This is a genomic window from Fibrella aquatilis (genome assembly GCF_017353255.1).
Lineage (GTDB): Bacteria > Bacteroidota > Bacteroidia > Cytophagales > Spirosomataceae > Fibrella > Fibrella aquatilis.
The window spans coordinates 148,469-169,801 of record NZ_JAFMYU010000005.1 but is presented as its reverse complement, the minus strand read 5'-3'; the positions used below and the strand labels follow the sequence as shown (position 1 = coordinate 169,801).

19 protein-coding genes are annotated in these 21,333 nt (G+C 54.1%); 10 read left to right on the top strand and 9 right to left on the bottom strand.

The features are described 5' to 3' along the window. Positions 1–112: 112 nt before the first annotated feature. The 3 genes from recQ to J2I48_RS08420 all read left to right on the top strand — a co-directional run bounded on the left by recQ (position 113) and on the right by J2I48_RS08420 (position 5,024). The gene (recQ, locus tag J2I48_RS08430) at positions 113–2,341 is read left to right on the top strand and encodes a DNA helicase RecQ (protein ID WP_207334978.1); all 2,229 of its coding nucleotides are present in this window, start codon (positions 113–115) and stop codon (positions 2,339–2,341) included. 90 nt (positions 2,342–2,431) lie between these two features. Next, on the top strand, positions 2,432–3,724 hold the full coding sequence (gene purD / locus J2I48_RS08425) for a phosphoribosylamine--glycine ligase (protein WP_207334977.1): 1,293 nt from the start codon (positions 2,432–2,434) through the stop codon (positions 3,722–3,724). A gap of 118 nt (positions 3,725–3,842) precedes the next feature. Continuing rightward, positions 3,843–5,024, top strand: coding sequence for a PSP1 domain-containing protein (locus J2I48_RS08420; RefSeq protein ID WP_207334976.1), 1,182 nt, complete (start codon positions 3,843–3,845; stop codon positions 5,022–5,024). Between the two features lie 80 nt (positions 5,025–5,104). Here the strand turns inward: J2I48_RS08420 and J2I48_RS08415 are convergent, their stop codons facing one another. Together J2I48_RS08415 and J2I48_RS08410 are read right to left on the bottom strand one after the other, a co-directional pair. Then, a complete protein-coding gene (locus tag J2I48_RS08415) occupies positions 5,105–6,013 on the bottom strand; it encodes a prohibitin family protein (RefSeq protein ID WP_207334975.1) in 909 nt (302 codons plus the stop codon). A 325-nt stretch (positions 6,014–6,338) separates the two neighbouring features. After that, complete coding sequence (locus J2I48_RS08410) at positions 6,339–6,773, bottom strand: DUF1573 domain-containing protein (RefSeq protein ID WP_207334974.1); 435 nt, start codon at positions 6,771–6,773, stop codon at positions 6,339–6,341. A 330-nt stretch (positions 6,774–7,103) separates the two neighbouring features. Here J2I48_RS08410 and J2I48_RS08405 point away from each other — a divergent pair, with 330 nt between their 5' ends. After that, a complete protein-coding gene (locus J2I48_RS08405) occupies positions 7,104–9,533 on the top strand; it encodes an alpha-ketoacid dehydrogenase subunit alpha/beta (protein ID WP_207334973.1) in 2,430 nt (809 codons plus the stop codon). Between the two features lie 39 nt (positions 9,534–9,572). On the opposite strand, the gene J2I48_RS08400 is transcribed toward J2I48_RS08405, so the two are convergent. Beyond that, a complete protein-coding gene (locus J2I48_RS08400) occupies positions 9,573–10,463 on the bottom strand; it encodes a hypothetical protein (protein WP_207334972.1) in 891 nt (296 codons plus the stop codon). Between the two features lie 132 nt (positions 10,464–10,595). Between J2I48_RS08400 and nth the strand changes: the two genes are divergently transcribed. Next, positions 10,596–11,246, top strand: a complete 651-nt coding sequence (gene nth, locus J2I48_RS08395) for an endonuclease III (protein WP_207334971.1) — start codon at positions 10,596–10,598, stop codon at positions 11,244–11,246. A 79-nt stretch (positions 11,247–11,325) separates the two neighbouring features. Here the strand turns inward: nth and J2I48_RS08390 are convergent, their stop codons facing one another. The 3 genes from J2I48_RS08390 to ggt form a co-directional block, all read right to left on the bottom strand. Further along, positions 11,326–11,745: a nucleoside-diphosphate kinase gene (locus J2I48_RS08390; protein WP_207334970.1), complete on the bottom strand. Its 420-nt coding sequence runs from the start codon at positions 11,743–11,745 to the stop codon at positions 11,326–11,328. Positions 11,746–11,941: 196 nt separating this feature from the next. Further along, the gene (locus tag J2I48_RS08385) at positions 11,942–12,616 is read right to left on the bottom strand and encodes a hypothetical protein (RefSeq protein ID WP_207334969.1); all 675 of its coding nucleotides are present in this window, start codon (positions 12,614–12,616) and stop codon (positions 11,942–11,944) included. A gap of 139 nt (positions 12,617–12,755) precedes the next feature. Further along, positions 12,756–14,597, bottom strand: a complete 1,842-nt coding sequence (gene ggt, locus J2I48_RS08380; RefSeq protein ID WP_207334968.1) for a gamma-glutamyltransferase — start codon at positions 14,595–14,597, stop codon at positions 12,756–12,758. Positions 14,598–14,801: 204 nt separating this feature from the next. Between ggt and J2I48_RS08375 the strand changes: the two genes are divergently transcribed. Next, on the top strand, positions 14,802–15,812 hold the full coding sequence (locus J2I48_RS08375; RefSeq protein WP_207334967.1) for a glycosyltransferase family 2 protein: 1,011 nt from the start codon (positions 14,802–14,804) through the stop codon (positions 15,810–15,812). A 138-nt stretch (positions 15,813–15,950) separates the two neighbouring features. After that, a complete protein-coding gene (locus J2I48_RS08370; RefSeq protein ID WP_310587261.1) occupies positions 15,951–17,195 on the top strand; it encodes an ABC transporter permease in 1,245 nt (414 codons plus the stop codon). A 9-nt stretch (positions 17,196–17,204) separates the two neighbouring features. On the opposite strand, the gene J2I48_RS08365 is transcribed toward J2I48_RS08370, so the two are convergent. Together J2I48_RS08365 and J2I48_RS08360 are read right to left on the bottom strand one after the other, a co-directional pair. Further along, entirely contained in the window at positions 17,205–17,558 is a 354-nt protein-coding gene (locus J2I48_RS08365) for an ArsC family reductase (protein ID WP_207334966.1), read from the bottom strand. A 16-nt stretch (positions 17,559–17,574) separates the two neighbouring features. Next, the gene (locus J2I48_RS08360) at positions 17,575–18,081 is read right to left on the bottom strand and encodes a heme-degrading domain-containing protein (protein ID WP_207334965.1); all 507 of its coding nucleotides are present in this window, start codon (positions 18,079–18,081) and stop codon (positions 17,575–17,577) included. Positions 18,082–18,120: 39 nt separating this feature from the next. Here J2I48_RS08360 and J2I48_RS08355 point away from each other — a divergent pair, with 39 nt between their 5' ends. The 3 genes from J2I48_RS08355 to J2I48_RS08345 all read left to right on the top strand — a co-directional run bounded on the left by J2I48_RS08355 (position 18,121) and on the right by J2I48_RS08345 (position 20,005). Then, a complete protein-coding gene (locus J2I48_RS08355) occupies positions 18,121–18,696 on the top strand; it encodes a Crp/Fnr family transcriptional regulator (RefSeq protein ID WP_207334964.1) in 576 nt (191 codons plus the stop codon). Positions 18,697–18,770: 74 nt separating this feature from the next. Then, on the top strand, positions 18,771–19,328 hold the full coding sequence (locus J2I48_RS08350) for a hypothetical protein (RefSeq protein WP_207334963.1): 558 nt from the start codon (positions 18,771–18,773) through the stop codon (positions 19,326–19,328). A gap of 17 nt (positions 19,329–19,345) precedes the next feature. After that, positions 19,346–20,005 carry a hypothetical protein gene (locus J2I48_RS08345; RefSeq protein WP_207334962.1) on the top strand — a complete coding sequence of 220 codons (660 nt, stop codon included), beginning with the start codon at positions 19,346–19,348 and terminating at the stop codon, positions 20,003–20,005. A gap of 17 nt (positions 20,006–20,022) precedes the next feature. On the opposite strand, the gene J2I48_RS08340 is transcribed toward J2I48_RS08345, so the two are convergent. After that, positions 20,023–21,330: a hypothetical protein gene (locus tag J2I48_RS08340; RefSeq protein ID WP_207334961.1), complete on the bottom strand. Its 1,308-nt coding sequence runs from the start codon at positions 21,328–21,330 to the stop codon at positions 20,023–20,025. Between the last annotated feature and the right edge of the window lie 3 nt (positions 21,331–21,333).

Sequence of the window (21,333 nt, the reverse complement as noted above, 5' to 3'; positions counted from 1 at the left end):
CGACAAAGCCTACTTCCTCTGGCTTTCGTCTAAGTCGGTTTACACAAAGCTATTTTCCTTTGTAAAGATACGACAGACCCTAAGCTCCAACCACCTTCCGTAGTAGCGTACCATGATGCAGCTTGACCAGACCGTTCAACTCACCCTGAAAGAACGGTTGAAAGAAATTTTCGGCTTCAGCCAATTCCGGGGTGAGCAGGAGGCTATCATTCACAACATCCTGACGGGCAAGAATACGTTCGTCATCATGCCCACCGGGGCCGGCAAATCGCTGTGTTACCAACTTCCGGCTATTGCCTCGGAGGGGACCGCCATTGTGATTTCGCCCCTGATTGCCCTGATGAAAAATCAGGTTGACCAACTCAACGCGTTTGGTATAAATGCGCAGTTTCTGAACTCGACACTCTCGAAGGGCGAAATCACGAAGGTGAAAAAAGACACCCTCAACGGTACGCTGAAACTGCTCTACATCGCCCCCGAATCGCTCACGAAAGAAGACAACCTCGACTTTCTGAAAAAGGCGAAGATTTCCTTTGTGGCCATCGACGAAGCCCACTGTATTTCGGAATGGGGTCACGATTTCCGGCCCGAATACCGCAAAATCCGGGGCATTGTCGACAACATTGGCCACCATTCGGGGCGAATGGGCCTGCCCGTTATTGCCCTCACCGCCACGGCTACGCCCAAAGTGCAGCAGGATATTCAGAAAAACCTGAATATGGAGGATGCCGACGTATACAAAACGTCGTTCAACCGTAAAAACCTGTACTACGAGATCAAGCCCAAAGTAGATGCCAAAAAAGGCCTGATCAAATACATCAAACAGCATAAGGGCAAGTCAGGCATTGTGTATTGCTTAAGCCGCAAAACCGCCGAGGATATTGCTGAATTACTACGCGTTAACGACGTAAAAGCCCTACCCTACCACGCCGGTCTGGACCCCCAAACGCGGATGAATAACCAGGACGCCTTCTTGAACGAAGACGTCGACGTGGTCTGTGCCACGATTGCCTTTGGTATGGGGATCGACAAGCCCGACGTGCGGTTTGTGATCCATTACGACGCCCCTAAATCGCTGGAAGGCTACTACCAGGAAACGGGCCGCGCCGGGCGCGACGGGCTGGAGGGTAACTGCATCATGTTCTACAGCTACGACGATATTCTGAAGCTGGAGAAATTCAACAAAGACAAGCCCGTTACTGAGCGCGACAACGCCAAGCACCTGCTCTCGGAAATGGTCTCCTATGCCAACCTCGGCGTATGTCGGCGGCGGCAACTGCTAGGCTATTTTGGCGAATACGTAGATAAAGACTGCGGTTTTTGCGACAACTGCCTTAAGCCAACGCCCAAGTTCAAGGCGCAGCACGAGATCATTCTAGCCCTGCAAACGGTGCTCCAAACCGATCAGCGGTTTGACGTCAGCCACCTCGCCGACGTGCTTACTGCCACTGACAATCAGTACGTTACCAGCTACGAGCACAATAAACTGCCGACCTATGGGCAGGGTAAATCGTTCAGCGACGATTGCAACGTCTGGTGCTCGATCATCAAGCAGATCACGATCTACGGCTTCCTGGAAAAAGACGTCGAGAACTATGGTGTACTGAAGCTGACGCAGAAGGGCCTCAACTACATCGAAGATCCGTATCCGGTAATGCTCTCGCAGGACCACGACTACGAACAGCAGATCACCGACGCCAACGACGATGCCGCCGAAGCTGCCAACAATAGTGGTGGCGGTGATGCATACGACGAAGAACTACTTGGTTTGCTGAAAGCCCTGCGCAAGAAAGTAGCCAAAGAGAAAAACCTGCCGCCCTACGTTATCTTCCAGGATCCGTCTATGGAAGAGATGGCCACCACCTACCCCGTCACACGCGAGGAGATGGCCCAGATCAACGGCGTGGGCATGGGCAAAGTCCAGAAATTCGGCAAGCCCTTCATCGACCTTATTGCCAAGTATGTGGCGGAAAATGAGATCGAAACGGCCAAAGACGTGGTCGTAAAGTCGATGGTGAACAAGTCGAAGATCAAGATTTTCATCATTCAGCAAATTGACCGGAAAGTAGATCTAGACGAAATCGCCGAGTCGAAAGGCATGACACTGGTCGATTTAGTGGAGGAGGTAGAGCATATTTGCTATTCGGGAACCCGCCTGAACCTGGATTATTACATCGACCAGATCATTGACGAAGACCGGCAGGACGAAATTTTCGAGTATTTCATGCGGGCCGAATCCGACAATATTGCCATTGCCATGGACCAGTTCCACGGCGATGATTTCACCGAGCAGGAACTCCGCCTCATGCGCATCAAATTCCTCTCGGAAGTAGCCAATTAAGTGGTGAGTGCTAAGTGGTAAGCGGTGAGTGGGCTTAAGATTAAGTCTGTTCACCACTTAGCACTTAGCACTCACCACTCACCACTATCTATGAACATACTTATACTTGGCGCTGGGGGGCGGGAACACGCGTTTGCGTGGAAGCTGGCCCAGAGTCCGTTGTGCGATCACCTCTTTGCGGCACCCGGCAACACGGGCACGGCTCAGGTAGCCACTAATCTGCCCATTGCCATCACCGATTTTGCGGCCATCGCCACCGCTACTCGTACCCACAACATTGATCTGGTGCTGGTAGGGCCGGAAGAGCCGCTGGTGAAAGGCGTGGTCGATTTTTTGCGTCAGCAGCCCGATTTGGCCCATTTGCGCATAGTTGGCCCTGACGCGGCGGGTGCGCAGCTGGAGGGTAGCAAAGATTTTTCGAAGCGGTTCATGAACGCCCACGGCATTCCAACGGCGGCATCGCAAACGTTCACTGCCGATAACGTAGCCGAGGGATTAACGTATCTGGAGACACATTCGCTGCCCGTGGTGCTCAAGGCCGACGGCCTGGCGGCGGGCAAAGGCGTGATTATTGCCGACACCATCGACGAAGCAAAAACCACCCTGACCGACATGCTGGATGGGCGATTTGGGCAGGCGGGCCACCGCGTGGTGATCGAGCAGTTTTTGCGGGGCATCGAACTGTCGGTCTTTGTGCTGACGGATGGCGTGAACTACAAAATTTTGCCCGAAGCTAAAGATTACAAGCGCATTGGCGAAGGCGACACCGGCCCCAACACGGGCGGTATGGGGGCCGTTTCGCCGGTGGTATTTGCTACCGATGCCTTCCTGAAAAAGGTGGAAGAACGGGTGGTAAAACCTACGCTGGCAGGACTTCAGCAGGAGGGAATTGGGTATAAGGGCTTTATTTTTATTGGCTTGATGAACGTGAAAAGCGAGCCGGTCGTGATTGAGTACAACGCCCGTATGGGTGATCCCGAAACGGAAGTAGTGTTGCCCCGCATCCAGACCGATCTGATTGAGTTGCTGGTGGCCGCCGCCGACGGTGAACTGGACAAAGTCACGATGCAGGTAGCAACCCAAACGGCGGTGACCACGGTGCTGGTGGCAAACGGCTATCCCGATGCTTACACCAAAGGCCACCCCATCACCGACCTCGATCGGTTGGCTGGGCTTGATGAGGTAACGGCTTTTCACGCGGGCACTGCGGACAATAACGGTGCCACAGTGACCAACGGAGGGCGGGTGCTAGCCATCACGGCTATGGCAAACTCGCTCGAAAACGCCATTCGGAAGTCGCAGGAAGCGGCCCGGATGGTGCAGTTTGACGGAAAATATTTCCGAAAAGATATAGGGCTGGATCTGATCCGGTACCAAGACTGAAGAATTTACGAATTACGATGTACGAATTACGATTTATGCAGCAGTCCGACATCTCGGCGCAAGCGTATTTGAGCGTAACTGTAAATCGTAATTCGTACATCGTAAATCGTAAATCAACATGGGATGTCAATCCTGCGCAGTGGGCGGGTGTGGCTCTAAGGCGAAAACAACAACCGATGGCGGGGCCGAAGTGGCCACCAAAACGGCCGGTTGTTCAAGCGGGGGCTGCTCGTCGGGAGGCTGCAATAAATTAAATTCATTCGACTGGCTGAGCGACATGACGCCCGGCAGTCTGAGTATGACACCGAGCGGTATTGCCGTGGTGGAAGTGAAATTCAAAGGCGGACGGAAAGAATACTTCCGCAACGTGCATAACCTGGACCTCACCACTGGCGACTTTGTAGCCTGCGAAATGACGGCTGGTTACCACTTGGGGGCTGTTTCGATGCAGGGTGACCTGGTGCGGCTGCAGTTGAAACGCAAGCACATCACCGTCAACGACGACACCAAAGTGATTCAGCGCGTGGCTTCGGCCCGCGACCTGGAAAAACACGAGCAGGCTATCCTACGCGACTTGCCCAGCCTCTACCGCGCCCGCGAAATTGTGCGCGAACTGAAGTTGCAGATGAAGCTGTCGGACGTAGAATTTCAGTCCGACAATACGAAGGCTACGTTCTACTATTCGTCAGAAGATCGGGTCGATTTTCGGGAGCTGATTAAGATGCTGGCGGGCGAGTTTAAGGTACGCGTGGAAATGCGGCAGATTAGCCTGCGGCAGGAGGCTGGGCGCATTGGAGGCGTAGGCTCGTGTGGCCGTGAGTTGTGCTGCTCTACCTGGCTCACTGACTTCAAAAACATTACCACATCGGCGGCGCGGTACCAAAATCTGTCGCTCAACCCGGCCAAACTGTCGGGGCAGTGTGGCCGATTGAAATGCTGCCTTAACTACGAACTGGATACCTACGTAGATGCCCTCCGCGACATTCCGACGGTGGAAAAACCGCTGGAAACGCAAAAGGGACGCGCTTTTTTGCAGAAGACCGACATCTTCCGCAAGATCATGTGGTTTGGCTACAGCTCAGAGAGTACCTGGCATCCGCTACCCATCAAACGGGTGCTGGAAATTGTGGCGCTCAACAAGCAGGGCGTCATTCCCGAATCATTCGATGTGCTTACGCCCATTGGCGAGCGGGAGGTGGTCACCGCAGCTGCACTCAACGCCGATCTGACACAACTCGATAAGAAGTATGCTATCCGCAGCAGCAGCAGTGGCCGCAGTAAGAAAAAAAAGAAACGGTAGTTGGTACCACATACTCCACAAGAAAAACGCCCTCAATAATGTGTTGAGGGCGTTTTTAGTACTACCTAACTTTCTTCAATTCAATTGGCATTCAGTAGTAGTTGAGATCCCCCACGTCCGCCGCCCATGACCACAATTTTGGTGTTGGGCGAGGCCGCTAGCTCCCGCTGGGCTTTGATCTGCTCATACTGCAACTGTTTGTCGGTGAGGCCGGTAGCTACAATGCGTTGGTAGTCGGCAATGCCCTGGGCCTCCACACGCTTCCGCTCAGCCTCCTGGCGTTCCTTCTGCAACACAAACTGCATTTTCTGGGCCTCCTGCTCGGCACTGATCTTCGACTCAATAGTCGATTTTACCGAGTTGGGCAGGTTAATTTTCCGAATCAGCAACTGCTCCAGCAACAGCCCCCGGCCTTTGAAATCAGATTCGATGCTCTTATAAATCCGGTTCTGAAACTCGTCACGCTTGGTCGAGAAAAGGGCCACGGCGTCGTAATAAACGGCATTGTCACGAATACGGGTACGCGTTACGGGGCGCACAATTTTGTCGCTGTAATCAGTACCTAATTGCCGGAATATGCGGGGTGCTTCGGAAGGTATAACGCGGTAGAGCACCGTAAGGTCAACTACTACTTCAAGGCCATCGGCGGTGAGTACCCGAATGGCGTCATCACCTTTCTTCTCTCCCTCATCCGTATCGGCCGACATCGTATAGTTCTGGGTCTGCACGTCGAACTCGGTGATGGTGGTGAGTGGGTTTACAAAGTTCAGGCCGGGGGTATAGGTCTGATCAGACACCTGGCCAAACAGTGATCCAATACCTATTTTACCCGCGTCGATCTGCCGAACGCAAGCCGATAACAACCCAAGTCCGATCAGGACAACGCCAACCACTTTAACAGGCCGCGAAAACCGGGCAAACGCCAGCGAAGGCGTGTTAATAGCGAAGCCGGCAACCAGGGCTACGATACCTAAAAAGACTAGAAACATGGTGTTTGTTGGTACTCCGGTTAGACGAGTACGGAGCAAAGATGAACTGAAAACCAAGCCTCTGAAAGCGAATCTACAAGAGTGGCTGCGGGTCTATGGCACCGGCTGTGGGGCCTGATAGCGCAAAAAGGCACCCGGTACACTACCGGGTGCCTTTCGGGCACTACTTGATCAATTAACCCTTCAGTAAAGGATTTTTAAAAACTATTGGTCATTCGCTTCGCTGTCATTGGGTGGGTATCATTCAATGGTCATGCAGTAGTCATTCATTGACTTTACAACGAATAACTATTGAATGACTACCGAATAACAGCGTAGCGAATGACTACTTCGTCCCTTTCTTCTTGGCCCCGGCAGCGCCTGCTTGTGCGGCAGCTTCGGCGGCTTCTTTCGATACCACTTCGCCTTTCAGCGTCAGGTATACCATCGACGTTTTGGCGTTGCTGGTTACGGTCACGGTTTTGGTGAACGGCCCCATACCGGCGGCGTTGAACGTGGCAGAAATTTTGCCTGTCTGACCCGGTGCTACAGGCTCTTTCGACCACGACGGCTTGGTGCAACCACATGAGGCCGACGCGTCGGTGATAATGATAGGCTCAGTGCCCGTGTTCTTGAACGCAAACTCATGCGTTACAGGCTTGCCCTGCTCGATCTTACCGAAGTCATGCGTCTCCGTAGAGAAGGCTGCTACGCCGTTTTGTGCGAGGCTTACCGTGACAAAGGCAAAAAAAGCTACAAAAAGTGATAATACGGTTTTCATTGCGTAAACAGATATTGGTTTGGTTTTCAGATTGGTTCAGACTCTAAAACAAAGATACCACAAACGCTTTGCCAAAGACTCTTCGGAAGGCACTGTGTCAACAAAGAATTGCGAAATTTCGTTTTCTTGATAGCTCAACCGCTTTGCCGTACTTTTATGGTCGGCCGATTAAGCCACCCACTGTACAGCCTTTAGAAGCCATACACGAGCCAAAGGTTTAATCCGGTCAGCAACTTTTTTGCCACTTTTTACGCTCCGTTGTTTTAGTAGTCCCGGCAGGCTTCAGCCAACACTATTTATTCATACGACTCGTTAACCCGTCTTATTGTCGTGATCGCTAACCAACCCATTGATTCAACCGACCTACTAAGCCGCGAACGTGTTCTGGCTGACTACCGGCTCGCTTGTGAAAGTCGCCAGGTAAGTTTGCTGGGCCGCAAAGATGTAATGGGCGGACGAGCCAAATTCGGTATCTTCGGCGACGGGAAAGAGCTAGCCCAATTGGCTGCCGCCCGTGCGTTTCAGAAAGGCGACTTCCGGTCGGGCTATTACCGCGATCAGACCTTTGTGGCCGCCCTGGGCGAACTGCGCTGGACCGAATTCTTTGCCCAGCTCTACGCCCACACCGACTTGGCCCACGACCCTAACACGGCAGGCCGGTCAATGAACGGTCACTTTGCCACCCGCTGGCTCGATGAGCAGGGCCACTGGCGCACCCAAACCGATTGTTACAATTCCGTTTGCGACATTGCACCCACCGCCGGCCAAATGCCGCGCTCGGTAGGGCTGGCCTATGCCTCTAAGCTCTACCGCGACAACCCTGGCCTGGCGGACATTACGCAGTTTTCGCACGGGGGTAATGAGGTTACGTTTGCCACTATCGGCGATGCCTCTACTTCGCAAGGCATGTTCTGGGAAACCATGAATGCCGCCGGGGTGCTTCAGGTGCCCCTGCTGGTGTCGGTTTGGGACGATGGCTACGGTATTTCGGTGCCCGTGGAATTGCAGACTACCAAAGGCAGTATTTCGAAAGTGATGGCCGGTTTTCAGCGCGACGGCGGCACCGATGGGCAGTCAGACAAAGGGTTTGCTATTTTTACTGTCAACGGTTGGGACTATGCCCGGCTGGTAGAGGTCTACGAGAAAGCGGCCCATATTTGCCGCACCGAACATGTACCGGTGCTGGTGCACGTGCAGGAACTGACCCAGCCACAGGGCCACTCCAGTTCAGGTTCGCACGAACGCTACAAACCCACCGAGCGGCTGGACTGGGAGCGCGCCCACGACTGTAATCTGCAATTTCGTAACTGGATTCTCGATAACCATTATGCCTCGGAAGCTGAGTTGGAGACTATCGAGAAACAGGCTAAAGACGTGGCTCGCGATGCCCGAAATACAGCTTGGAAGGCCTTTATAGGATCGATTCAGCCCGATCATCAGGAGGCTATTACCCTGCTTGAACAAGCAGCCGGGAACCTCACCACTACCCAGGCCGACGTGCTGTTGTCGCTGCGTACCGACCTACAGAAAGAAACGTCACCCCTGCGCCGCGACGCCGTTACAGCCGTGCGCAAGGCCCTTCGGCTACTGCGCACCGAACCGCTGGAGTACCGCCAGGCCCTGATTAGCTGGCTCGAACGCGCCAACGCCGATAACGAAGATCGATTCAGTTCGCACCTTTACAGCCAGTCCGACGAGTCGCCGATGCGGGCAGAGGTCGTAGAAGCCGTTTATTCTGACGACAGCCCGGTGCTGGATGGTTATCTGGTCATGCAGCGTTATTTCGACGGTCTTTTTGGCCGAAACCCGTTGGTAGTGGCCATTGGCGAAGATGTAGGCCACATTGGCGACGTGAACCAAGGTTTTGCTGGTTTGCAGGAGAAATATGGTCACCTGCGCATCACCGACACCGGCATCCGGGAGACCACCATCATTGGTCAAGGCATCGGACTGGCCATGCGCGGCCTGCGGCCTATCGTCGAGATCCAGTATTTCGATTACATTTTCTACGCCCTCGCCACCCTCACCGACGATCTGGCCACGCTGCATTATCGCACCAAAGGCGGGCAAAAGGCTCCCGTCATAGTGCGTACGCGCGGCCATCGGCTAGAGGGCATCTGGCATTCGGGGTCGCCCATGGGCGCCATGCTCAACAGCCTGCGAGGCATGCATGTGCTGGTGCCGCGCAACATGGTGCAGGCTGCCGGGTTTTATAACACGCTTGTGAAATCAGACGACCCGGCCCTGCTGGTTGAGTGCCTGAATGGCTACCGCCTTAAAGAACGCCTGCCCGACAACCTCGCCGAATTCTGCTTGCCGCTGGGCATCCCCGAAACCCTGCTGGAAGGCACCGACGTAACGGTGGTCACCTATGGGTCGATGTGCCGGATTGTGCTGGAAGGGGCCGCCCTGCTGGCCGAAGCAGGCATCAGCGTGGAAGTGATTGACGTGCAGACGCTGCTCCCCTTCGACATCACCGGCCGCATCGTTGATTCTATCAGGAAAACGAACCGGGTTGTTTTTGCCGACGAAGATTTCCCCGGTGGCACCACGGCTTACATGATGCAGCAGGTGATGGAAGAGCAAAACGGTTATGCCCACCTCGACTCGACCCCGCGCACACTGACGGCCAAGGCCCACCGCCCACCCTATGGCTCAGACGGTGACTACTTCTCGAAACCCAGCGCCGACGACGTATTTGATGTCGTCTACGCGCTCATGTCCGAAGCCGAACCCACCCGCTTCCCGGCCATTTATTGACGAAAGTGGTTGTCATAGCTTCCTCCGTTTGGGCGTTATTTACCGAGCACTTGGCATACTAAACTGACCATTTTTTAGTGTATAGATGGGCTTATCCGTTTCGTCATACGCTGTAAATGATAAGATGCCAAACGTTTGCTTTTTGCCCAATTTTGTAGTCAGGTGGTTGGCTATCGTTAACGTGCCTTTTGTCTTGTAAGACCGCCAATTGTTTTCATCATAGACTTGATCATCTATTCGGTTTGGCTGTGCAATAAATCGTTGAAAATCGAGCTTGATTGGATTTGTCAAGGCCTCTACAGCGTAGGCGCCAGGAGCCAGTTTGCTTAAATCAGTGTTGGCTAGCACGGCAACTCGATACCCATCATTAGAATAGAATTCCCAGCTGTAGGTGAGCTTATTGTACAGATTACTCGACCAGGACGTGGTCTGAAAATCATTACCTTCTTTCTCTAACTCACTGGTTTTTAGACCACTGATATAGTCGATATCACAGTTTGTAGCCTTCAGCGGCAGGTGGTCGAAACTGCCGCTCACTTGAATTGGGCGTCTGACATTGTCGTTGAATAACGTGGATGTGAAATCAAAGGAAACCTGGTTGATTGCCGCATCATATGCGAAATTACTGATGGTGATATAATCTTTCGGGTTGTAAGTTGCCGATTGGTAATAACCGGCAAACGTGGGTAAATTCACCCAGCGGATAGCTCCTTTTTTCGACAAGCTTATTTCTAAACTGTAAGGAAAATCATTTTTTCCGCCATTGCTAATTCTAACGAAGAGATTATCGCAATTTTCGTTGCCAAAATAAGTAATCGTCGGCGTGTACGTTTTATCAGAAACCGTGACGATAACTTTAGGTTTGATAAGCTCTTTTTGAGTACAACTCAAGACAACTAGTAGACAGAGAACTAGCAGTATCGCTTTCATAACTATATGCGTTTATAAAGGGTCGTAGCCCCAATTACTACGCCATATTAAATAGCTATTTTTGCATTACCGACACCAGTAAGTAAATAAGTTCGTAAGCAGTCAAAATTTAATGACAAGTGCCCACCCCAAATGCTAAAAAAAGAACGCTTTCGTCGGTTTATTGACTACTTCACGACCCATTTCCCCGAACCCGTCACCGAGTTACAGTTTGGTAATCCGTATGAGTTGCTGGTGGCGGTGATCTTGTCGGCGCAGTGTACCGATAAGCGCATCAATCAGCTTACGCCCGCGCTCTTTGCCCGTTTTCCCGAACCAGAATCCCTCGCCGCTGCCTCGCCCGACGAGATTTTTACGTACATCCGGTCGGTGTCGTACCCCAACAACAAGGCAAAGCACCTGGCGGGCATGGCGCGGCTTCTGATGAGCGATTTTGGGGGTGAGGTGCCGGGCACTATAGAGGAGTTGCAGCGGCTGCCGGGCGTGGGGCGTAAAACGGCCCACGTCATTCTGTCAATTATTTTCAATCAGCCCACTATGGCCGTCGATACGCACGTATTCCGGGTGTCGCACCGGCTGGGGTTGGCCCCCCTCACGGCCACTACGCCGTTGGCTGTTGAAAAGGCCCTGATGGCCCATATTCCAAAGCAATACGTGCCCAAGGCGCACCATTGGCTCATTTTGCACGGTCGCTACATCTGCACCGCCCGTGCCCCTAAGTGCTATGAGTGTGCGTTGCGGGAGGGGTGTAAGTACTATTTAACGGTGAGTGGTAAACGGTAAGTGGTGAGTTTGCTTACGCCAACATAGTAGTGCTGGCGTAAGCAAACTCACCACTTACCGTTTATCACTTATCACTCCCTCAATACTGCTCCGTGCCTGCAAAGAAGAATGACCCCTCAATCTGAGCGTTTTCGTCGGAGTCCGAGCCGTGGATGGCGTTGGCTTCGATGGATTTGGCAAACAGCTTGCGGATAGTACCGTCGGCAGCCTGAGCGGGGTTGGTAGCGCCAATCAGCGTACGAAAATCGGCCACAGCGTTTTCTTTCTCCAGAATCATGGGTACAATGGCCCCCGACGACATGTAGTTGCGGAGATCATTGTAGAACGGACGTTCGCTGTGAACGGCGTAGAATTCGCCAGCGCGTTCGGGCGTCAGTAGGGTTTTTTTGATGGCTACGATGCGGAAACCCGCTTCTTCAATCATCTTGGTAATGGCACCGGTATGCCCTTCCGCCACAGCGTCGGGCTTAATCATGGTGAACGTACGGTTCGTCGTCATTGAGTTGCTATCCTTGCTTTAATTTTGCCTCAAAAATAGGGGTTAAAGTTCAAGGTCTAAGGTTTAAGGTCTGGGCGACCCCGTCTAAAGTTGGCTGGCCGGTGCGGTAAGCATACTCCTGCGCCGAGACGTCGGACCGCAGCCAACTTTAGACGGGGTCGCCCAGACCTTAAACCTTAGACCTTGAACTTTAACCCTACTTCCTCCCTTCCTCGGCCGTTGCCAGGTCCTCTGCACTGCGGCGGAAGGAGCTACGCTTACTGGCCAGGCCATCGCCATCTTTCAGGATTCGGGCACTACCCACCGGAATGAGTTCGTCGTTGGGGTCTACTTTGCTCTTAACCAGCAGTGTGGTGTAGAAATCTTTGATACCTGTGGCGGTGATTTCGCCCGTGAAAATGCGTATCTGTTTGGCAGTAGCCGCCCCCGACACCAGGTCGACTTCGGCGAAAAATGTGAATTTCTGGCCATTACCGGCTAGAAAACCACCCTGCCCACTACCCGTTGAACCGGCGTTTTTGATTTCTACCAAGGCCGTCTGATCTGTTGAGTTTTGGCCTGAAAACCGCATGATAAGGTCCGAGAAATCGTGGCCCACGGCATAGGTGTCCTTGGGGCCATAGGGGGATACCAGCCGGTGCGGCGACGAGGCAAAAATACCTTCGATGTTGGGTGGCTGCGACCCCTCGTTGATGACCATGCCTTTGGCCCGTAGGGCATCAATGTCTGACTGCGAAATGATAGACTGGATTTTCGCAGAAAAGCCTTTGGTAGGATCAACGGCAGATGAGTTTTTACACGACGAGGCAAACACAAGCAGCGACACCAGCAACAAACCGGCAACCGACTGGGAGAAAGAAGATAATTTCATGGTGCAGATAGTGGCAACAAGCCAGTTAAGTGAGCACCAAAGGTCTGTGGCCCAACCCGCAAATGCGTCCCATGAAAAGGGGATATTGAGTTCAAAGTATAAGGTCCAACGTTTAAACGTTGGACCTTATACTTTGAACTCAATATCCCCTTGCCGTATTATCGGCCCGTGGGTCAGAAGCACCTTCGTAGCTGCCGTCATGGCGGACGAGTACGCAGTCCATGCGGCCGAGGGTGTTGGTGAGGCGTTCCAGGTTGTAGCCTTTTTGGCTCAGGGTCTGCTGCGTAGCGTCGGAAAAGGCACCATTCTCGAAAATGACCTTGTCAGGTAACCACTGATGGTGGAATTTCAGCGCATTCACGGCCTGCTGCATAGTCATGCCGTGCTCCACCACGTTCAGGATAGTCTGAAAAACCGACGTCATAATGGTTGACCCGCCGGGTGTGCCCACCACCATAAACAGCTTGCCGTCGCGCTCCAAAATCGTGGGCGTCATGCTCGACAGCATCCGTTTGCCGGGGGCAATGGCATTGGCCTGGTTGCCTACCAGCCCATACATGTTGGGCGTGCCGGGCTTAATGCTGAAGTCATCCATTTCGTTGTTCATGAAAAAACCGGCCCCACCAACCACCACACGACTGCCATAACCACCGTTGAGTGTGGTGGTGATACTCACGGCATTGCCTTCCTTGTCGACTACCGAAAAGTGGGTGGTCTCCAGGCTTTCATAGCCCGGAATAGCCCCACCACTCACGGCGCTACTGGGCGTGGCTTTGGCAAAGTCGAAGCTATTCCAGCGTTGGCGGAGGTAGGCGGGGTCCATGAGTTGGGTGGTGGGCACTTTCACAAAGTCGGGGTCGCCGAGGAATTTGGCCCGGTCAGCGTAGACGCGGCGTTCGGCTTCTACCATTACCTGCACGGTGCTGTCGCGGTTCCAGCCCCAGCGGCGCAGGGGGTAGGGTTCTACCAGGCGCATGAGTTGCACCAGCACTACTCCCCCGCTGGAAGTAGGCGGCATGGTCAGGATGGTGTAGTTTTTATAGGTCGCCCGGACTGGGTCGCGCCACACGGCATGGTAGGCGGCCAGGTCGGCTTCGGTAATGAGGCCGGGGCCAGTGGCGGGGTTGCCGCGCTGCATTTCGGCGGCGAGCAGTTTGGCCGTTTCACCTTCATAGAAGCCCGCCCGGCCCTGCGTCTGGATGCGGCGGAGGGTTTTGCCCAGGTCAGCCTGCACGAGCGTATCGCCTTTTTGCCACGCCCGGCTATCGGCCCGCATGAAGTACGTTTTGCCCGGATTGTAGGTCTGAAGGTCAGTTTTGATCCGGTTGAGGCCCGTGGCGTCGCGTTCGGTGAGCGAAAAACCCTTTTCGGCCAGATCAATGGCGGGTTGCACTACCTGCGCCCAGGTCAGCTTGCCATATTTCTGGTGCGCCTGCACCATGCCATCGACCGCACCAGGCACCCCACTGGCCAGATGCCCGCTAATGCTCAGCCCGCCTTTGCGCACGTTCTTGGCCGAGTCGAGGTACATATCGGCCGAGGCTGTGGCGGGTGCCTTTTCGCGGTAATCGAGGGTGTGTGCCTCACCCGCTTTGTCGCGATACACGAAGTAGCCACCGCCACCAATGTTGCCCGCGCCGGGGTAGACCACGGCCAGCGCAAACTGCGTAGCCACGGCCGCATCGACGGCGTTGCCACCGGCTTTCAGAATATTCAGTCCCACGGCAGAAGCCTCCGGGTGTGCCGAGGCCACCATGCCATTGCGCCCCACCACGCCCTGCCGGTCAGAAAAAAATGGTTTAACCGGGCTACCGGACCGAGTCGGGTCTTCTTCGCGGTACTGATACACCCCCTGCCCAGTCTGCACGGCAGGCGTAGCGGCAACCTGAGGGTTTGTTGACTGGCTGGGCTTGCAGGCCACCCCAATTAGAACGGGCAGGCCAAAGAGAGTAATATAGGTAGGAATCTTGGCGATACGCATGGAACAGATGAGCCGGTTTTTCCCCCTAAACTACAGCTTTTGTACAAGCCCGTATGGTAGTAGAAGGGACCAGTAGGTCTAAACATCATGGTTGTACATGGCATAGTGGCTATTTTTGGCCTTGATTGTATGCAAAAGTCATTCCTGGTGAAACCTGCTGGTACTAGTCGGCAAGGGTCAACGGATGGCGCAACATAACTGCCGATGCTTCCTCAGATTTCTTTTGTCGTGCCCCTTTACAATGAACAGGCCACGTTTCCGCACCTGGTGAAGCGGCTTAACGACCTGATGGACCGTTCGCCGGAGCGCATTGAGGTAGTGCTGGTTGATGATGGCAGCCGCGACCAGACCCCCCGGCTCATGAGCGATCTGGCCCTGGCCGACTCCCGGTATCATGCTCTGTTTCTGTCGCGCAACTACGGACACCAGACGGCCCTCACGGCGGGGATGGCCGTCGCCCGCGGCACCGAGGCTATCATGGTCATCGACGGCGATTTGCAGGACCCCCCCGAACTGCTGACCGAGTTTTATGCTAAGCTGAAAGAAGGTTTCGACGTGGTCTACGCCGTTCGGCAGAAGCGCAAAGAGGGCGTACTAAAACGGGCCTCTTATTTCATGTTTTACCGGTTTCTGGCTTCCATTTCGTCCATCAAAATTCCGCTCGACAGTGGCGATTTTGCTCTGCTGAGCCGCCGCGTGGTCGATGTGATGAACCGCATGCCCGAAGAAAGCCGCTACCTGCGGGGTATGCGTAGCTGGATTGGTTTCCGGCAAATAGGCCTGCCCTATGAGCGCGACGAACGGCTGGCGGGCGAGGCCAAATACTCGTTCAAGATGCTGCTGAACCTGGCCTACAACGGCATTTTTAACTTCAGCGAATACCCCATCAAATTCATTACCCGGCTGGGTGTAGGCACGTTGGGACTGGCCTTTATCTACTTGATTTACAACCTCTACCGCAAGTTTTTCTACAATGACGTGCCGCAGGGCTTTACCGCCATGATCCTGTTGCTGACGGTATTTAGTGGGGTGCAGCTTATTGCGCTGGGCATCATCGGCGAGTATGTGTTGCGTACATTTTTCCAGGCAAAAGGTCGTCCGCTGTTCCTCATCCGCGATCAGATCGTAGAAGGTCACCCCCTGCCCGACAACCGGGGTCAGGCGGCCATTACGGCACAGGCGGTGGCACCCGTGGTGGGAACCGCTGCCAGATAAAGCGGCCTAACCTGGCCGCAGCTCTTGCCGCCCAACCCCACAATCGGACCGGGTGTGTGGTTGATGGCCCATTTCCTACCAAAAGCATTGGTCCCATCAGATACTGCCCTTAGTTTTAAGGCTATATCGTCTGATCCTGTGCTCACTATCTTCCGCCAAGTTCTGGAGAGTTTTCGCTTTGCCTGGCAGGCATTGCGGTCCAATCTGTTGCGCACCACGCTCTCCCTGCTGGGCGTCACGATTGGCATTTTTGCCATCATCGCCGTTTTCACCATCGTCGACTCCATGCAGCGGAGCATCAAAGAATCGCTGGGGTCGCTGGGTACCAACGTAGTATACATCCAGAAATGGCCGTTTGTCTTCGCCGACGAATATCCCTGGTGGAAGTATTTTCAGCGCCCCGATCCCACCTATAATGAATACCGGCTGCTGTCTGAGCGCCTTGAAAACGCCAAAGCCGTGGTAGCCATGAGCGGACGTGGCTCAGTGACGATGAAGAATGGCAACAACAGCATCAACGCACGGCTGTCCGGGGTGTCGTTCGATTATAAGGAAGTATCGGATGTGCCCATTGCGCAGGGGCGGTATTTTACACCACAGGAAATGGAAGCCGCCCGCAACGTAACGCTCATTGGGTCGGAAGTGGCCGAGAAACTGTTTCCCAACCAGTCGGCTATTGGGCAGACGATCCAGATTGCCGGGCTGAAGTTTTCGGTCATTGGCGTAGGCGAAAAAAAAGGAGCCGGTTTTCTGGAAATCGGTGGTAACCCCGACCTGCGCTGCATCATTCCCTACAACAGCTTCGCCAAGTTGTTTTCCTCGAACCGCCCCAGCCTGACTATCTGCGTAAAAGGCTATGAATCAGACGCCGGACTGGAAAACCTGGAAGGCGAGATAAAAGGGCTGCTCCGCGCCCGCCGCAGCCTGCGCCCCACGCAGGAAGACAGTTTCGCCATTAACCGCCCCGAAGCCGTAGTGGGGTTCATCAGCGGCATTTTTAGTGTGCTCACCTTTGCGGGATGGATCATTGGCGGGTTCTCGATGCTGGTGGGTGGCTTTGGCATTGCCAACATCATGTTTGTGTCGGTAAAAGAGCGAACCAACCTTATTGGCATTCAGAAATCGCTGGGTGCTAAAAACTATGTGATCCTGCTCCAGTTCCTGTTCGAGGCCGTTTTGCTTGCCGTGGTAGGCGGTTTGGTGGGCATTTTGCTCGTCTATCTGCTCTCATTCATGCAACTGGGTAGTCTGGATATCATCCTCACACCGGGCAACATTGCGCTGGGCACGCTGGTCTCCATCATCATCGGCACCATCTTCGGCATCATCCCCGCCGCCCTCGCCGCCCGCATGAACCCAGTAGATGCCATCCGGTCGAAGTAGTGCCGCCTCTCAAAACACCGCCTCGTAACGCTCGGCGTTAAAGCCCAATGCCACGATTTTTCCGTCTGCTTCAATCAGCGGTCTGCGGATTACAGAGGGCTTTTCCAGCATGAGGATAATAGCGTCGTCGGCGGTGGTGGGTTTATCAGCGTCGGGTAGTTTTTTCCAGGTCGTTCCGGCGCGGTTTATTAGGTCTTCCCACGGTTTTTGCGTCAGCCACTGCGCAATCTTTTCCCGGCTGATACCCTGCTTTTTGTAGTCGTGGAACTGGTACGCAACCCCATGATCGGCCAGCCATGAGCGGGCTTTTTTTACGGTGTCGCAATTCGGAATGGCGTAAAGGGTAAACTGGTTAGTAGTCATTGGTTATTATTAGTCATTAGTCAGTCAACGCCAACTCACTTGCGGGTACACCAAACCAATCACACAGCACAGCCACCACTATATTATGGTCTTGGCGCTGAGGCAAGCCCGAAATAGTGATGGTGCCGATGAAGCCCGTGCCCCGGAGCCAGACGGGGAAACAGCCACCCGCCGCCGCATGGTCCTGCACATCGAGCCAGGGGCGGTCTTGCAGCGTGGTTTGGGTTTGTTTCAGTTCCAGCCCGATGGCGTAGGAACTGCGGTGGTACCGATGCACCACATTGCGCTTCCGCCGAATCCAGTCAACGTTATCGGGCGTGGTACCGGGCATGGCAAAGAAAAACAGCGGCTGATTAACTAATTGAATATCAATGGCTACGGCTTTACCCAGCGCCTCTACGGCTGCTTTCAGCCGCATGCCAAGTTGCCAGGCCGTTTCGGGGGTGAAGGTATCAAACTGAAGCCGCTCTTCCTGAAACGTAATCCGCGTTAGGTCGTCGGTGTGGTTTTGTTGTGCATCCATGGGGTAAACTTAATCAAGAACGAACCCTTATCTTTCCGTATGACCGACCGTTTACTTCAGCAACTCAACACCATCGCTTCGCTCACCGAAACCGAGGAGCAGGCGTTTGTTGCCGTTACCACAACCAGGCGACTTCGGAAAAAGGAATGGCTCATGCGGCAGGGGGACATTTGCCGCATGGTCACGTTCATCTATTCAGGTTCGTTACGCCTGTTTCATACCGTCGACGGGGAAGAGAAAACGATCCAGTTTTTCTTCGAGAACGCCCTGTATACCGACTACCTGAGCTTTTTAACGGGCCAGCCCACCCTGGAAAACGTGCAGGCCCTGGAAGACTGTGCGCTTGTTCAGTTCAGCCGGGCCGACCTGGAGCAACTCTATCAGCAGCATCCGGTTTTTGAACGAATAGGCCGCATTTCAGCCGAAAGGGCTTTTCTCAGCCTGAGTGCCCGCAATACGCTGCTAACAAACCAGTCGCCTGAGATCCGCTACCAGCAATTGATTCAGGCCCGGCCTGACCTGTTTCAGCGGGTACCACAATACCATATCGCCTCGTTTCTGGGCATAAAACCAGAAAGCCTGAGCCGTATACGAAAGCGCATGGCAACCCGGTAATTTCTTAACCGAAATCAATCATTCGGGGCAGCGGCGAAACTCACCTTTGTGCTATCACTAAACAGCATAAAGTTGTGAAAAAGACCACCTTACTTGTTGCCACCTGCTGGTTCATGTTTAGCATGCTGCCTGGCTTTGCGCAGACCATGCCCCCCAAATGGGGCATCGAAACCGAACTGGTTCAACCCTTTCTGCCCAACGTTGGCATCATCCGGTTACAGGCCACACGCACCATCACCGGCCTTACCGGCACCAACCGGGGCGACCTCCTGCTTGGGGCTTACATCCGCCCCAATGTGAAGCACGATATAGTCGAAAAAATAAATGAGTACATGCTCATGGTGGGGTATCGCCAGTACCTCTGGCGGGGACTTCACCTGGAAGCTAAAACAGACATCGGGTTCGCCGATGGCACCAGGAACTTGATCGACGGCAAAAACTATAACAACTTCTCCTGGTTCTGGGAGGCCAACGCCGGCTACAAATTTGCGTTGACCGGCAAGGGGGCCAGGGGACTGTACGCAATCCCGCAGTTTGGCATAATCAGCGGTATATCAGCCGATATTGGTCCACGGGGCGGCAAGTCCGACATCTTTTTGCAGGGTAGCCTGATCTTGGGCTTCCAATTTTAACCCACCAGATAACCATCATGAGAACGCAACTAATCGTCTTTGCCATTTGGGTAGGTACGTTCACGACAAGTGCCGTTGCCCAAAACGCGCCCCGGCCATCCCTGCTGTATAGCAACCGGTTCAGCCTGTTGTTTGGTCTTCAGCAGCCGCTAGTTCTGGGTGGCGGCAATGTGGAAATCAACTACTTTACGAAGCGCATGAGCTTCGATTATTCACACGGTTTTTCACTCGACATACCCGTGGCCGGAGCCTTCAAAGACAACCGGCTGGCACTGCATCTGCCCTATACCACCGGCTTTGGCATAGGCTACCGATTCACCTCCTTCTTCGACGTTCGCTTCGAGCCAAAACTGCATAGTTGGGAAGTCTACGCCGATAATGCCGAGCAGTCATTGGCCAACCGGATCGCGAGCTTCCGAACGGTCACACTGGGTATTGGCGCCTACTACCGATATATGCCTTTCAAAAACAGCACATCACCTGTCTTGCAGGGGATTACCACCAGCAGTAGCCTTCGCTGGTGGCAGAATGTGAGCAGCAGCCAGGCCAACGACACGTTCAGCTACACAAACAAGGCAACGGGCAAGACCGAACAGCTGGCCGTACCTAACATCGGCATTGCCAACACACCCCTGATTGTTAACATTGCCGTTGGCTACACGTTTGGCGGTAAGTGATAGTCAGCGCCTGGTCACTACAGCACATTGTCACGATCCTGTTCTTCGGCCAGCCAGACGGGGAACTCGGTGAGCATGGAAACGACCAGGTCGGCTACCTGCCGGGGGGAGGCGCTTGTAGAGACGAAACGGCCCAGCAACGTCTGGTGAATAGGGTTGTCGTGAGCCAGTAGAATGTCTTCGGCATAGTGAGAGAGTTTGTCGGGCGGGAGCAGGTTGACAAAGCCCGCCGCCAGCGCCGTAGGCAACACCATATTCGACCCATGTACGCCAATAACTACTTGACTACGAGCATATTGAACACACCAGGCACGTTCCTGTTCGGGCGAAATCGGGGTTGGTTTGCGCTGATCTTCAACGGCGTAGCCCAGGTCTATGGGATACTGACCGCCGCCCGTAATACCCACAGCCACTATGTTGGCGTAAGGCAATTTTTGGTGAATATGGTGGGCCAGTTCGCGGTACCGTACAGCCTGCCAACGCGCCCAGAGTCGTCGTGTTTTTTGTCCAAAACCAAGCCGGTTCAGGGCTTTGTGCAGGAGCCGTTCCCAACCATGCCGAAGCCATAGCCGATCTTCGCGCAGGATAAACGTTAGCTTCGGAATCGACTCGGTCAGCGAGGCAGTGAACTGGCGCAGGTCGAATTTTGAGGCGTGCGTGAAGTCAGAGAAGCGGGCGGTGCGGTGGTCGAAATGGATATGCGCATGGCTGAACCAGACCGTTTGAAAACGGCTAAGTTGTTCATTAACAAAGGCATCTAATCCAGGCACCTGCCGTTCCAGCGCAGAAAGCGGGAGATCGACAACCCAGGTTTCGGCCACATAATCGGGTACGAGCCATGCAAGAGCGCAAGGTACCACGGCGATGATGGGCCGGTTGGGGACGGTCTGCCGCTGCGGCTGCTCGTGGTGACGTTGGGCGTTGAACAGCATCATCAGCGCGTGACCATAGCCGGGATCGAGGCACAGCAGCAACACCGGACTTGCAGTAGCGGGCAGCGGGTTGGCCAGTTCGCCAACCTTCGGCGGCAACGCATAAATTCGGGGAATCTCAGCCGCTGTCTCGACCAGACAACGTTTCACTAGATCGACCAGCCAACGGCCTCGATTATCAACAGCAACGTGCTGATAATCAGCCGATATAGCTACAGAAAACCGATTAAACTGGCCGTTGGGCAACGTTTGCAGGTAGACCGTCTGGCAGGCTGCACACACTACGTCGACCCCGGTGACGGCTCCCAGAAAACGAACGGTGCCCAACGCATTGGCCGCGCCACAGGCAGGGCAGTTTGTCGAGTGCGTTCCGTTAGGGTGCAGCCGGATCATGCC